The 13,727-nt window shown below is 68.4% G+C and carries 13 protein-coding genes and 1 pseudogene; 4 read left to right on the top strand and 10 right to left on the bottom strand.

What is annotated here, in order from left to right; all coding sequences use genetic code 11:
• Positions 1-7 precede the first annotated feature (7 nt).
• Genes ACLJPD_RS07895 through ACLJPD_RS07905 form a run of 3 tightly spaced genes read right to left on the bottom strand, consistent with a single transcriptional unit; the run spans position 8 to position 4,466 of the window.
• On the bottom strand, positions 8-1,606 hold the full coding sequence (locus ACLJPD_RS07895) for an acyl-CoA carboxylase subunit beta (RefSeq protein ID WP_410871164.1): 1,599 nt from the start codon (positions 1,604-1,606) through the stop codon (positions 8-10).
• The gene (locus ACLJPD_RS07900; RefSeq protein ID WP_410871165.1) at positions 1,603-2,754 is read right to left on the bottom strand and encodes an acyl-CoA dehydrogenase family protein; all 1,152 of its coding nucleotides are present in this window, start codon (positions 2,752-2,754) and stop codon (positions 1,603-1,605) included. Before ACLJPD_RS07900 ends, ACLJPD_RS07895 begins: the two co-directional genes overlap by 4 nt.
• Positions 2,751-4,466, bottom strand: a complete 1,716-nt coding sequence (locus ACLJPD_RS07905; RefSeq protein WP_410871167.1) for an acyclic terpene utilization AtuA family protein — start codon at positions 4,464-4,466, stop codon at positions 2,751-2,753. The genes ACLJPD_RS07900 and ACLJPD_RS07905 overlap by 4 nt, the downstream gene beginning before the upstream one ends.
• Before the next feature lie 85 nt (positions 4,467-4,551).
• Between ACLJPD_RS07905 and ACLJPD_RS07910 the strand changes: the two genes are divergently transcribed.
• Positions 4,552-4,695 carry a hypothetical protein gene (locus ACLJPD_RS07910; protein ID WP_410871169.1) on the top strand — a complete coding sequence of 48 codons (144 nt, stop codon included), beginning with the start codon at positions 4,552-4,554 and terminating at the stop codon, positions 4,693-4,695.
• A gap of 17 nt (positions 4,696-4,712) precedes the next feature.
• Here ACLJPD_RS07910 and ACLJPD_RS07915 read toward each other — a convergent pair.
• The 6 genes and pseudogenes from ACLJPD_RS07915 to thiO form a co-directional block, all read right to left on the bottom strand.
• Positions 4,713-5,553 (bottom strand): annotated as a pseudogene (locus ACLJPD_RS07915) (adenylate/guanylate cyclase domain-containing protein).
• A gap of 254 nt (positions 5,554-5,807) precedes the next feature.
• A complete protein-coding gene (locus tag ACLJPD_RS07920; RefSeq protein ID WP_410871170.1) occupies positions 5,808-6,569 on the bottom strand; it encodes an ABC transporter permease in 762 nt (253 codons plus the stop codon).
• Positions 6,569-7,501 carry an ATP-binding cassette domain-containing protein gene (locus ACLJPD_RS07925; protein ID WP_410871172.1) on the bottom strand — a complete coding sequence of 311 codons (933 nt, stop codon included), beginning with the start codon at positions 7,499-7,501 and terminating at the stop codon, positions 6,569-6,571. Before ACLJPD_RS07925 ends, ACLJPD_RS07920 begins: the two co-directional genes overlap by 1 nt.
• Positions 7,502-7,585: 84 nt before the next feature.
• On the bottom strand, positions 7,586-8,341 hold the full coding sequence (locus tag ACLJPD_RS07930) for a thiazole synthase (RefSeq protein WP_410871174.1): 756 nt from the start codon (positions 8,339-8,341) through the stop codon (positions 7,586-7,588).
• Entirely contained in the window at positions 8,334-8,549 is a 216-nt protein-coding gene (gene thiS / locus ACLJPD_RS07935) for a sulfur carrier protein ThiS (RefSeq protein ID WP_410871175.1), read from the bottom strand. Before thiS ends, ACLJPD_RS07930 begins: the two co-directional genes overlap by 8 nt.
• Positions 8,546-9,616 (bottom strand): glycine oxidase ThiO, encoded by a 1,071-nt coding sequence (thiO, locus tag ACLJPD_RS07940; RefSeq protein ID WP_410871961.1) that lies wholly within the window; start codon positions 9,614-9,616, stop codon positions 8,546-8,548. The genes thiS and thiO overlap by 4 nt, the downstream gene beginning before the upstream one ends.
• Positions 9,617-9,753: 137 nt before the next feature.
• On the opposite strand from thiO, the gene thiE reads away from it, so the two are divergent.
• The gene (gene thiE, locus ACLJPD_RS07945; protein ID WP_410871176.1) at positions 9,754-10,452 is read left to right on the top strand and encodes a thiamine phosphate synthase; all 699 of its coding nucleotides are present in this window, start codon (positions 9,754-9,756) and stop codon (positions 10,450-10,452) included.
• A 19-nt stretch (positions 10,453-10,471) separates the two neighbouring features.
• On the opposite strand, the gene ACLJPD_RS07950 is transcribed toward thiE, so the two are convergent.
• Positions 10,472-11,110, bottom strand: a complete 639-nt coding sequence (locus ACLJPD_RS07950) for an NUDIX domain-containing protein (RefSeq protein ID WP_410871177.1) — start codon at positions 11,108-11,110, stop codon at positions 10,472-10,474.
• A gap of 128 nt (positions 11,111-11,238) precedes the next feature.
• Here ACLJPD_RS07950 and ACLJPD_RS07955 point away from each other — a divergent pair, with 128 nt between their 5' ends.
• Both ACLJPD_RS07955 and ACLJPD_RS07960 read left to right on the top strand, forming a co-directional pair.
• Positions 11,239-12,720 carry a hypothetical protein gene (locus tag ACLJPD_RS07955; RefSeq protein WP_410871178.1) on the top strand — a complete coding sequence of 494 codons (1,482 nt, stop codon included), beginning with the start codon at positions 11,239-11,241 and terminating at the stop codon, positions 12,718-12,720.
• Positions 12,717-13,673 carry a glutamate ABC transporter substrate-binding protein gene (locus ACLJPD_RS07960; RefSeq protein ID WP_410871180.1) on the top strand — a complete coding sequence of 319 codons (957 nt, stop codon included), beginning with the start codon at positions 12,717-12,719 and terminating at the stop codon, positions 13,671-13,673. The genes ACLJPD_RS07955 and ACLJPD_RS07960 overlap by 4 nt, the downstream gene beginning before the upstream one ends.
• Positions 13,674-13,727: the final 54 nt, after the last annotated feature.

Raw genomic sequence — 13,727 nt, forward strand, 5'->3', positions numbered from 1 at the left:
GCGCATCTCACATTCGGAAGACGCCGAAGCCATCGGCGCCCTTGATCGGGGCTGTGTGAATGGCCGACAGAGCCATTCCCAGCACGGTGCGGGTGTCGCGGGGGTCGATGATGCCGTCGTCGAAAAGCCTGCCCGACAGGAACATCGGCATGGCCTCGGCCTCGATCTGCGCCTCGACCATCGCGGCGAGACCGGCGGCGGCCTCCTCGTCGAACGGCAGGCCCTTGGACTCGGCCGCGCCGCGCTGCACGATGGTGAGCACGCCGCCCAGCTGCGCGCCACCCATGACGGCGGACTTCGCGCTCGGCCAGGCGAACAGGAAACGCGGATTGAACGCGCGCCCGCACATGCCGTAGTGCCCGGCACCGTAGGAGGCGCCGACCAGCAGCGAGATGTGCGGCACGGTGGAGTTGGCGACCGCGTTGATCATCATCGCGCCGTGCTTGATGATGCCGCCGTGCTCGTACTCCTTGCCGACCATGTAGCCGGTGGTGTTGTGCAGGAACAACAGTGGGGTGTTCTTCTTGTTCGCCAGCTGGATGAACTGGGTGGCCTTCTGCGATTCCTCGGAGAACAGCACGCCGCGCGCGTTGGCGAGGATGCCGATCGGATAGCCGTTGATCTCGGCCCAGCCGGTGACCAGCGAGGAACCGTAGAGCGGCTTGAACTCGTCGAAATCGGAACCGTCGACTACGCGGGCGATGATCTCGCGTGGGTCGAACGGGATCTTCAGGTCCGAGGGCACGATGCCGAGCAGTTCCTCGGGATCGTAGAGCGGCGAGATGACCTCGGCGCGCGGCTCGGGGCCCTGCTTCTTCCAGTTCAGGCGACGAACGATATTGCGGCCCAGACGGATCGCGTCCTGTTCGTCGGCGGCCAGGTAATCGGCCAGACCGGAGGTGCGGGCGTGCATTTCGGCGCCGCCGAGTGTCTCGTCGTCGGAGTCCTCACCGGTCGCCATCTTCACCAGCGGCGGGCCCGCGAGGAAGACCTTCGCCCCCTCCTTGACCATCACGACGTAGTCGGACATGCCGGGGATGTAGGCGCCACCGGCGGTCGAGTTGCCGAACACCAGTGAGATGGTGGGGATTCCGGCGGCCGAGGCCTGGGTGAGGTCGCGGAACATCGCGCCGCCGGGGATGAAGACTTCCTTCTGCGTCGGCAGGTCCGCACCGGCGGACTCCACCAGCGAGATCACCGGCAGCCGGTTCTCCCTGATGATCTCGTTGATCCGGAACTGCTTGCGCAGCGTCCACGGATTCGAGGCGCCACCGCGCACGGTCGGGTCGGGCGCCACGATCATGCACTCGACACCCTCGACGAGACCGATCCCGGCGATCGTCGACGCACCGACCTGGAAGTCGCTGCCCCAGGCCGCGAGTGGGCACAGCTCGAGGAACGGCGAGTCCTCGTCGAGCAGCAGTTCGATGCGCTCACGCGCCGTCAGCTTGCCGCGCTTGTGATGGCGGGCCACCTTGTCGACGCCGCCACCGGCGATGGCCTTGGCGAACTCCGCCTCGACCTCGGTGAGCTTGGTCGACATCGCCTCGGCGGCCGCAGTGTACTCGGGTGAGGTGTTGTCGAGAATGGAACGGAATGTCGTCATGCCTGGTACCCCAATACTTTCGACGCCAGCATGGTCAGGATCTCGTTGGTGCCGCCACCGATGCCGATGATGCGCACATCGCGGTAGATGCGCTCGACCTCGGCCTCGCGCATGTAGCCCATCCCGCCGTGCAGCTGCACGGCCTGGTTGGCCACCCATTCGGCGGTCTCGACGGCGTTGTTCTTGGCGAAGCAGACCTGCGCGATCAGGTTCTGATCACCTGCCACATAGCGTTCGACCAGCGCGCGGGTGTAGGTGCGCGAGATGTCGACGCGCTGAGCCATATCCGTCAGCGTCATCTGCACCTTCTGACGGCTGATCAGCGGACGACCGAAGGTCTCGCGATCACGGCACCACTGCACGGTGAGATCGAGTGCGCGCTGGGCCAGCGAATACGCCTGGACCGCGAGGCCGACCCGCTCGCTGACGAACGCGGCGGCGATCTGGGCGAAGCCACTGTTCTCGGCGCCGACCAGATTCGTCGCGGGCACCCGCACATCCACGTAGGACAGCTCGGCGGTGTCCGAAGCCAGCCAGCCCATCTTCTCCAGCTTGCGGCTCACGGTGAAGCCGGGAGTGTCCTTGGGCACCAGAATCAGCGAAACACCGGCGGCGCCAGGGCCTCCCGTGCGGACCGCGGTGACGACGAAGTCGGCGCGACAACCCGAGGTGATGAACGTCTTGGCGCCGTTGATGATGAAGTCCTCACCGTCGCGCACGGCGGTGGTGGTGAGGTGGCCGACATCGGAACCGCCGCCGGGCTCGGTGATGGCCAGCGAACCGATCAGGTCACCGGCCAGTGTCGGCTTGGCCCACTGGTCGATCTGTGCCTGGTTGCCCGAGGCGATCATGTGCGGCAACGCGATTCCGCAGGTCAGCAGCGACGCCCACAGCCCACCGGAAGCACCGGCGACATGGATCTCCTCGCCCACGATCACCGAGTCGATGGCACTGCCGCCCTCGCCGCCCGCCGATTCCGGGTACTCGATACCGAGCAGGCCGAGTTCACCGGCCTTCTTGTGCAATTCACGCGGCAGCTCACCGGCGCGCTCCCAGGCGTCGAGGTCGGGCAGGATGTCCCGCTCGACGAACCCACGCACGGTGGCGCGCAGCTCTTTTCGCTCCGGCGTTTCCCAAACAGACGTCATGCGAGCAGCTCCGTCGGCATATCGATGTGGCGGGAGCGCAGCCATTCGCCGAGCCCCTTGGCCTGCGGGTCGAAACGTGCCTGGTAGGCGACGCCCTTGCCGAGCAGGCCGGAGATGATGAAGTTGACCGCGCGCAGATTGGGCAGCACGTGGCGGGTGACGGTCAGTTCGGCCGTCTCGGGCAGTAGTTCCTGCAGCTTCTCGACGGTGAGGGTGTGCACGAGCCAGCGCCACTGGTCGTCACTGCGGACCCACACGCCGATATTGGCGTCGCCACCCTTGTCGCCGCTGCGGGCGAGGGCGATCGTGCCGAGCGGCACGCGGCTGGTCTCGTCGGGCGGCAGCGGTGCGGGCAGCTCTGGTTCGGAAACAGGTTCGAGGACAGCGTTTTCCGTGGCGGGAGCGATATCGACCCGGGTGCCATCGGCCAGCACCGCGACGTGCGGCACCTCGTGCGCGTCGACGAAGCCGGGCGTGAACACACCGTAGGGCGACCCGTTTCCCGGCAGCGCGGTGAAGCTGGCGCCCGGGTAGCTGGCCAGCGCCAATTCGACCGCGACACTGGAGAACCCGCGCCCGACCTTGTTCGGATCGGGATCGCGCACCACACAGCGCAGCAGCGCGCTGGCCTGCTCCTCGGTGTCGGCATCGGGGCGGTCGAGGCGGGCCAGCGTCCAGGTGAGCTCGGCGGGCTTGTCCGGCAGCCAGGATTCCAGCTGCCGTTGCGCCAGTTCGGCTTTGGCTTCGATGTCGAGGCCGGTGAGGATGAACGACATCTCGTTGCGGAAGCCGCCGAGGGTGTTCAGCGAAACCTTGAGCTGCGGCGGCGGAGCCTCACCGGTGACGCCGCTGATCAGCACGCGATCCTTGCCCTCCTGGCTGAGCGCGATGCTGTCCAGGCGGGTGGTGACGTCGGGTCCGGCGTAGCGCGCGCTCTGGATCTCGTACATGAGCTGGGCTTCGACGGTGTCGACGGTGACCGCGCCACCGGTGCCGTCGTGCTTGGTGATCACACAGGATCCGTCGCGACGGATCTCGGCGATCGGGAAGCCGGGGCGGCCGAGGTCACCGAGTTCGGTGAAGAAGGCGAAGTTGCCGCCGGTGGCCTGGGTGCTGCATTCGATCACGTGCCCGGCCACCACGGCACCAGCCAGCGCGTCGTAATCGGTTCGGCGCCAACCGAAGTGGGCCGCGGCCGGGCCGACGATCACCGAGGCGTCGGTGACCCGGCCGGTGACGACGATGTCGGCGCCGGAGTTCAGACACTCGACGATTCCCCACGCGCCGAGGTAGGCGTTGGCTGTGAGCGGCTGACCGAGGTCGAGTTCGGCGGCGCGCGCCACCAGGTCATCGCCTTCGACGTGCGCGATCTTGGCATCCAGGCCGAGTTCGGCGGCGACCTTGCGCAATTGCTCGGCCAATCCGGCCGGATTCAACCCGCCGGCATTGGTGACGATCTGGACGTTGCGCTCGAGCGCGAGCCCGAGGCAGTCCTTGATCTGCTTGACGAAGGTCTTGGCGTAGCCGAGGCTCGGATCCTTCATCCGGTCCCGGCCCAGGATCAGCATGGTGAGCTCGGCGAGGTAGTCGCCGGTCAGCACGTCGAGCTGACCGCCCTCCAGCATCTCGCGCATGGCGCTGAGCCGGTCACCGTAGAACCCGGAACAATTCCCGATCCGGATCAGGTCCGGGTCAGCGGAGAGAGCACTCATGGCACCCAGGATCGCAGCGGTTCAGAAAAAAAGCAAGCACGCGTGCTTGTTAATCGCGGGCAATCGACCAGGCAAGATGGAGCCCATGCTGTCCGTCCTGCTCTTCGCCCTCGCCGGATTCCTCCTCGGCGGCGCGTACACGACCTGGAAGAACAACCGCGCGACGTCGATCGGTTTGATCGTCGCCGCCGCCCTCGCGGTCCTCGGCGCCGCCCTCTGGCTCGAGTAGCCGGGCCGGCACGGCGCTCAGCGCGCCGTGTGCAGCTTGAAGATCCTGACGTCTTCGGGGACGCCGGTCAGTGGGGCGGCCCAGAAGTTGCGCTTGTACGGCTTGGCGACAACGCCCAGCTCATCGAGTGTTTCCGGGCGCAGGGCGGCCAAGGTGACGCTGGAAATCATCGTGTTGCCGTTGCCGCCTGCCTCCATCATGCGGGCGGCGATATTGACGTCGACGCCGAGCCAGTCGCCACCGATCTCACGGGGGGAACCGGTGTGCAGGCCGACTCGCATGCGCGGGGTGTAGCCATCGACCTCGACCTCGGCGAGGTTGCGGCGCGCCGCCAGTGCGGCACGCACCGCGCGATCGGGTGAGGAGAACACCCCCATCAGGCCGTCGCCCATCGGGCTTGACCACCTGGCCGCCACGCTCGACGATCGGCGGCTCGATGGCCCTGGCGACCTTGCGCAGCAGGTCGAGGGCACGCTCGTCGCCCACCGACAGTGACCAACTCGAGAACCCGACCAGGTCGGTGAACACGATGGTCACCTCCTCGCTTCCGCGTCCACGGCCGATCCGCTCGAGTCCGGCCTGCCACACCTGAAGGGCGCCGAAACCGATCTCCCTGGCCGCGGTCGGCGCGCCGCCGACGATCTTGTCCGCCGCCCGCGCCACCGCGCGCGCACCTCCTGGACCCGTCACCGACAGCGGATCGCCGAACGCGGGGTCACCGGGCAGCTGTTGACGCGCCCTGCGCACGGCACCGATGAAGTCGGCCCGACGGTTGGCGGCCTGCAGCTTCGACGAGAGCTGGGCGCGCTTGCGGCGTGCGCGCGCAGCGCTGTCGGGTTCGCCGGATTCATTCACGATCGGCTCCAACGGAATGGAGATATCCGCGGCGGCCTCGCGCCGCGGATTCACCCCGCCAGAAGGCGTTTCACTCACGCCCCAAAGGCTATCTCACCCGACGACGACCGCCGGTCCGCTGCTTGTGTGCAGCGGACCGGCGGTCCTACCTTCGAGCTACCGGGCAGCGGAAGCCCGAAGGTCGGGTCGCACGACCTCCCGACAAGGTCGCGGCCCTCGCGACCCGGGCCATTACGAGGGCGGCCCGGGTTGGCTTGTCAGGCGTCGCGGCGGTTGACCACCACGAGCGCACCGGCGAACACGATCGCCGTGAAGACGGCGAAGTAGATCAGGCTGCCCCACACGCCCCAGTGCCAGTCGCCCGCGTACTCCTCCACGCTCAGGAAACGGTTCGCGTTCTGGAACGGCAGGAACGGTTTGACGGTGCGGCCGAAGCTGCCGAACGCGCCGAGCAGGTTCTCCAGCAGCAGCGACCACAGCACGATCAGCGAGATCGCCGCGGCGGACTGGCGCACCAGCACACCGACACCGACGGCGAGCATCACGCACAGGAACGCGTAGATCGGGACGCTGTAGATGGCCCGCCAGTTGCCGTCGAGCACGAGACCGGGAGCCTCGTCACCGGTGATCAGTTTTGCCACGACGAACGCGATGAGCGCGAGCACACCGGTCAGCACGGCCGAGTACATACCGACCAGCGCGGTCTTCGACAGCACGACCTTGGATCGGTTCGGGACCGCGAGGAAGCTGGAGCGGATCACGCCGAAGCGATATTCGCTGGTCACCGTCAACGCGGCCATGATCATCAGCACCATGACGCCGAAGCTCGAGACGCCCGACACCGCGACAGTGGGGGTGAGCAACGGCGGGCCCTCGCTCGCGTTGCCCGTGCTGTCGGCATTGGTGACCAGCGCGATCAGCAAAGCGAGGCCGATGCCGAGGACCACCACGGCCGCCGAGCACCACCAGGGTGAACGGGTAGAGGTGAGTTTGATTCGTTCCGCTGCGAGCACGCCCATCAGAGCGCACCTCCCATCGCCTGGTCGAAGCTTTCACCGTGGTACTCCACGGCGCCACCGGTCATCCGCATGAACGCTTCCTCGAGCGAGGCCTGCTTGGGCGCCAACTCGTAGAGCGTGACGTTGTTCGTGCCGGCCAGCTTGCCGACCTCGTCGGAGGTGACGCCCGCGACGATCAGCGCGGCGTCGCCGTCTTCCTTCACAGTCATGCCGTGCGAGGTGAGCAGGCTGCGCAGCTGATCCAGTTGGGGGCTGCGCACGCGCACCGACTGCTCGGAGGCGCGGTCGATGAACTCCTTGGTGGAGCCGTCGAACATCAGCTGACCACGGCCGATCACGACGAGTTGCTCGGCGGTCTGGGCCATCTCCGAGAGCAGGTGGCTCGAGACGAGCACCGTGCGTCCTTCGCCGGCCAGTCGCTGCATGAACCGGCGGATCCACAGGATGCCCTCCGGGTCGAGGCCGTTGACCGGCTCGTCGAACAGCAGCACCTTCGGGTCACCGAGCAGCGCGCCCGCCAGGCCGAGGCGCTGGGACATGCCGAGTGAGAAGCCGCCCGCGTTCTTGCTCGCCACCTCGGAGAGGCCGACCAGCCGCAGTACCTCCTCGACCCGCGACTTCGGGATGTCGTTGGAGGCGGCCAGCCACTCCAGGTGAGCGCGCGCCGAGCGGTTCGGATGCACCCACTTGGCATCGAGCAGCGCGCCGACCTGCGTGAGCGGGCGTTCCAGCTCCTGGTAGAGCTTGCCGTTGATGAGCGCGGTCCCCGAGGTGGGCTTGTCCAGCCCGAGGATCATCCGCATGGTCGTCGATTTGCCAGCGCCGTTGGGTCCGAGGAACCCGGTCACCAGTCCTGGTTGGACGGTGAACGTGAGGTCCTGCACCGCGACGGTCTGGCCGAATTGCTTCGTCAGGCCCTTCAGCTCGATCATGTGCCCCAGCTTGCCCGATGAACCCGTGCCACGCGTCGCCGAGAAGTAGCGAGTCGGGTCATCCTCGAGGATGATCTTCGACCCTTAGACGGATGGGGAAGAAGCCTGAGCCCAGAAACGCTTGGGGATGCGGCCCGCCCGCCTGGCCAGGTAGCCGGCCTGGACGGCGGCCGACATGGCCGATGCCATGAGTTCGGGCTCTCGTGCCCTGGTCACGGCGGTGGCGAGCAGGACTGCCGAGCAGCCGAGTTCCATGGCGAGGGCGGCGTCGCTGGCGGTGCCGATGCCCGCGTCGAGGATGACGGGAACCCCCGCGGCGGCGACGATCATCTCGATGTTGTGGGGGTTACCGATGCCCAAACCGGTGCCGATCGGCGAGCCGAGCGGCATCACGGCGGCACAGCCCGCTTCCTCGAGGCGGCGGGCGAGGATGGGGTCGTCGGTGGTGTACGGCAGGACTACGAAACCGTCGTCGACCAGCTTTTCGGCGGCGTCGAGGAGTTCGAAGGGGTCGGGCAGGAGGGTGCGGTCGTCGGCGACCACCTCGAGCTTGACCCAATTGGTGTCGAGGGCCTCGCGGGCCAGTTGGGCGGTGAGTACGGCTTCGGCGGCGGTGCGACAGCCCGCGGTGTTGGGCAGCAGGGTGATGTCGAGGCGTTTGAGGAGGTCGAGGACGCCGGTGCCGCCCGCGGCGTCGACGCGGCGCATCGCGACGGTGGTGAGCTCGGTGCCGGACGCGATCAGTGCCTGCTCGAGCACGGCGAGGTTCTCGGCGCCGCCGGTGCCCATGATCAGGCGCGAACCGAATTCTTTGTCGGCGATGCGCAGCGGCTCAGCCACCCTGCACCGCCGTGAGCACCTCGATCGTCCAGCCGCGGCCGACCGGTTCGTCCCAGCGAGATTTCGAGAAGACCGCACCGTCGACCGCCAATGCCACACCCTGGCAGGGCAATTCGAGCTTTGCCAGGAGTTCGCGGACGCTGAGCGGCTCGGCGAACTCGTGGTCGACACCATTGACGGTGACACCGATCGGGATGGTCGAGGTCATCGAACTCCTCCTTGCGACAGTGCTGGAAAACGTTGGGGTGCGGCGACTTCGGCGGCCTCAGGGGTCTCACCGTCGAGCAGGGCAGGCACGACCGCCGCGGTGAGCGCGAGGGTGAGCATGCCGTTGCGGCCGTGCCCGGTGGCGGCGACGACCCGGTCGTCGAGGTGGCCGAGTAACGGCAGGTTGTCGGGGGTTCCCGGCCGTGATCCCGCATTCGCTTCGGCCAGTTCGTATTCCGCGATGCCGGGCAGGATGGTTTCGGCGTCGGCGATCAGGTCACGGACCCCACCGACGGTGACAGTGGTGTCGAAACCCGCCTCGTATTGTGTCGCGCCGACGACGATTCCGTCTTCGCGCGGAACGAGGTAGACCTGTCGTCCGTGGACGCGGGCGCGGATCACCCTGGTCGGTGGCGGGCTGACGCCGGGCCTGCGACGCAACCGGAGGATTTCGCCTTTCACCGGGCGCACCGGCAGGCCGGGCCACAGCTCGGCGGAACGGGCACCTGCCGCGAGGACGACGCGGTCGTGCGGTAGATCATCGAGTGCGACAACAGCTTCCGTGCGGATCTCGATGCCCGCGCACGCCTTTCGCAGCGCCCGCAGCACGCGCCGGTTGTCGATGGCCGGTTCGGTTTTCGAGTGCAGTCCCGCTCGGACCGTGCGCGCGAGTGCGGGTTCGAGTGCACGGACTCCGGCGCGATCCAGTACCGGCAGGTCATGGCCGAAATCCGTCAGCCAGTCCGAGACGGTGCGCAAGTCGGTGGCGTCGGCACCGTCGAGTGCGACGGTCAGCGTCTCGTCGGCGACGAACATCGATTCACCCGAGATTTCCCGCAGGCTCGCGGCGAAGGCTGTCCACTCGGACAGTGCGAACGCCCCGAAGGCGAGCACGCGATCCTCACCGGGCCACCCTTCCGACAGCGGCGCGAGCATTCCACCGGCCACGTAGGAGGCGCCACGCGCGGGTTCCGGATCGAAGACGGTGACCGTCCAACCGGCCGCCGCGGCCCGCCATGCGACAGCGAGTCCGACGGCGCCGCCGCCGACGACCGCCAGTGTTCGCATCACGTTCCTACTCCTTCGTCGCACCCTTCGGTCGGTCCAGATCAAGGCGGCCGAAACCAGAATCCACCGAGCGCGGTGCACCGGAGTTCTCCGCACCGTGCTCGCGTCTCAACGGTAGCGCGACTACCGTCGCTAACGTGCAGCCCTCCCATCCGAACCGTTCTGTCCCGCCCAGGGAGCGCCTGTCGAGTGCGCTGCTGTATCTGTGCACCGACGCACGCCGGGAGAAGGGCGATCTTGCCCGGTTCGTCGACGCGGCGCTCGCGGGCGGCGTCGACATCGTGCAGCTGCGGGACAAGGGGTCGCCGGGCGAGGCCGAATTCGGGCCGCTCGAGGCGAAGGCCGAGCTGGGCGCGCTCGCCGAGATCAAGGCCGCGGCCCGCCGACACGGCGCCTTGCTCGCGGTGAACGACCGTGCCGATATCGCGCTGGCCGCGGGCGCCGATGTGCTGCACCTCGGTCAGGGGGATCTGCCGCCCGCGTACGCGCGACGTGTCGTCGGACCGGATGTGGTGATCGGCCGCTCCACCCACAATCGCAACCAGGCGGGCCTGGCCGCCATCGACGGCCACCTCGACTACTTCTGCACCGGCCCGATCTGGACCACCCCGACCAAGCCCGGCCGCCAGGCCGCGGGCGTCGATTTCCTTCGCACGACCGCCGACTCGCACCCGACGCTCCCTTGGTTCGCGATCGGTGGGATCGACGCGCAGCGACTCCCCGAGGTGCTCGCGGGCGGTGCGCGGCGCGTTGTGGTTGTGCGCGCGATCACCGAAGCCGCCGACCCCGAGGCCGCCGCCCGGGAGCTCAAGCAGGCCCTGCTCACCGCGAACTGAGCAAAGCCCCCCGCTGCGATCAGGTGAGGATGTCGGCTCTGGTGAGGACGGGGCCGTCGGGAGCGTTCACGTCGAGAACGATCTCGATGCCGGGGCCGTCGACACACGCGTGCAGCCAGAAGAAGCCCTGTTCAGGCAGTTCGATCGTGCGGGGTAGCGCATCGGTGAGTTCGGCGTCGGACTCGACGCGCACGCGCAACGGCACCGCGCGCAGTTCGGTCCAGGCGGTGGCGAACCCAGGGTGCAACGGCAGGTCGGCGACCTCGGCCTCGGGGACCCAGGCCAGTTCGGCGCTTTCCCTGTTGGCGACCGTTGGCAGCGGTTTGTCGGCGTCGGCGATGACCGTGATGTAGGTCCAGCCGCTCGGGGCGGTCATCGTCAGACGCTCGGCCCGAACCCGGAGGTCATCGGCGGTGATCCCCGCTTCTTCCTCCGCCTCCCTGACGGCGGCGTGCTCGGGTGACTCGTGCGAATCGCGCGCCCCACCGGGCAACGCCCAGGTGCCGCCCTGATGACTCCACGGCGCCCGGTGCTGCAACAGCACCGCCGACCCGCCACCGGGCAGCGGCGCACGCAGCAGCAGTCCCGCCGCACCGAACTTGCCCCAGTGCTTGATCCCGTCGGTGCTCTTGTACCAGCCGTCTCCGTCGCCGCGCATCCCATACTCTTTCCTCTGAGCAGCCGAACAGCAACCGCTTCGGGGGTGTGTGAGGGGCTGCGCTACCCGTACGACAACAATAAACTCCGCATCAGTAGTGGTGCACGGACATCGCCGGGAGGTGAACGATGGTCGAACCGGGGGATCGCAATGCCTCGACGGAGGTGGCGGCCGTCCGTCTGCCCCCATCGCCGCAGGCCAAGGCCGGTGTGACGCACACCGAGACGGCTGCGGCGGCGCCGGTGACACCGCGCTGGGCGCCGATGCGCCGACCGACTGTGCCCGTCGACCGACCGCGCGCACCCGATGTCCGAGCGTTGCGCGCACAGTTCCAGCCCGCCCGATTGCGCAGTTTCGCGCATTCGTCGCCGGGTCGGCTGGTCGCCGCCGGACTGGTCCTGATGGTGCTGTGTGTGACCGCGGGGGCGGTGACTTCGACGACCGTGAGTGAGCGCCAGCAAGCTCTCGGCGTGCTGCTCGACGACACCGAACCCGACGCGCATTCGGCCAACCACCTCTACACCTCGCTCTCGATCGCCGACGCCGCCGCGGGCACCGCCTTCATCGCGGGCGGACTCGAACCGCAAGCGGTCCGCGACCGCTACACCCAGGCCGTCGGTGAAGCCGCCGCCGAGCTGGTGACCCAGGCCGGGCACGTCTCCGACGAGGAGGCGGCCGACCCGTCGGGCGCCGATCGCCGCCTGCGCACCGGCATCGCGACCGGGCTGCCCGTTTACAGCGGGCTGATCGAGACCGCGCGGGTGAACAACCGCAACGGCTACCCCGTCGGCGCCGCGTATCTGAGCGAGGCCTCGCATCAGATGCAGACCGGCCTGCTGCCGATGGCCGAGGAGCTGGAGGACCACCGGTTCGACGCGGTGACCGCCGCCCAGCACCGGCATGTGCAGCCACCGTGGACGGCGATCACGGTGCTGGTGGTGGCGCTCGGCGCCCTCGTCTGGGTGCAGGTCGAGCTGGCGCGGCGCTCGCGCCGGTTCTTCAATATGGGTCTGCTGATCGGCACCGGCGCGCTGGCGCTGACGCTGCTGTGGACGGTGGCGGCGGGCTCGGTCTCCGCGGTGGCGATGATTCGCTGCCGGGACGAAGGCGCGGTGCCGTCGGCGCGGTTGGCCGAGAGCCGAATCCTGGTGCAGCAGGCCAGATCAGCGGAAATGGTGAAGCTGGTTCGCCGCGACGCGACCGGCGACTACGACCGCACCTTCGATGCCAATGCCGCGCGACTCACCGAGCTGCTCGCCGGCTATCCCGACAACGCGCCCGCCCGCGACGAAGTGGCGCACGCACAGGCCGCGCTGACCCGCTGGCAGTCGGCCCACCAGCGAATGAACGACACCCTCGAGCGGGGCGATTTCCTCGGCGCGGCCGCCGTCGCGACCGGTCCGAGCGCCGCCGATTCGGCCGCGCAGGTCGAGGCGCTCGACCGAGCGCTGGACAAGGCCGGTGCCGCGACACGGGAGACATTGCGCGCCAAGGTTTCCCAAGCGATCGACGTGCTGTCCTTCCTGGCCCCTGGTGCGTTCGTGCTCGGGATCGCGGCGGCGGCGTGTGTAGCGCTGGGGTTGTGGCCACGGCTGCGGGAGTACCGGTGAGGCGCGGGCGCGTCCTCGCGGCGCTGATGCTGGTCGGGCTGCTCGCCGGTTGTTCCGACAGCACACCCGCGCCCGACCAACGCGGCGTCTATTCCGAACCGCCGTTGCCCGCCAAGGCGATTCCGATCGGCACCGACACCCCGGTGCCCGCCACCGGTGGCGAGCAATGCGGCGATCCGACCGCGAGCCTGCGACCGAGCACCGCATCCGGCCCGACGATCGAGGCTATTCGCGCACGCGGCAGGCTGGTCGTCGGCCTCGACGCGGGCAGCAACCTGTTCAGCTTCCGCGATCCGCTCTCCGGTCGCATCGTCGGCTTCGACGCCGACATCGCCCGCGAGATCGCCCGCGACCTGCTCGGTAACCCCGACTTGATCGAATACCGCAGTCTCGCTTCGGAAGAGCGCGAGCGGGCGCTGCAGGATCACACCGTCGATCTGATCGCGAAGACAATGACGATCACCTGCGAGCGACGTCAGCGGGTGGCGTTCTCGACGGTGTATCTGCGCGCCGATCAGCGGGTGCTCGCGGTGAAGGGTTCCGGCATCGACGGCATCGCCGATCTGGCGGGCAAGCGGGTGTGCGTGGTGCGCGGCACCACCTCGCTCGATCACATCCGCCGCGACCAACCGGCCGCCACGATTCTGACGGTGCCGACCTGGGCCGACTGCCTGGTGGTCCTGCAACAGCGCCAGGTCGACGCGGTGAGCACCGACGACTCGATCCTGGCCGGCCTGGCCGCCCAGGACCCCTATACCGAGGTGGTCGGCGACAGCATCAGCCCGGAACCGTACGGCATCGGCATCCCCAAGGGCGACGACGACCTGGTGCGTTTCGTCAACGCCACCCTGGACCGCATCCGCAACGACGGCACCTGGACTCGCATCCACCGCCGCTGGCTCGCGACCCTCGGCGAGACACCGAGCCCACCCGCGCCGAAGTACCAGGACTGACGGCCATGAGCACGAAATCGGCCAATGACGAACCGGGGCAACGTGGCTCAGACC

Source organism: Nocardia sp. A7, assembly GCF_046549215.1.
Classification (GTDB): domain Bacteria; phylum Actinomycetota; class Actinomycetes; order Mycobacteriales; family Mycobacteriaceae; genus Nocardia.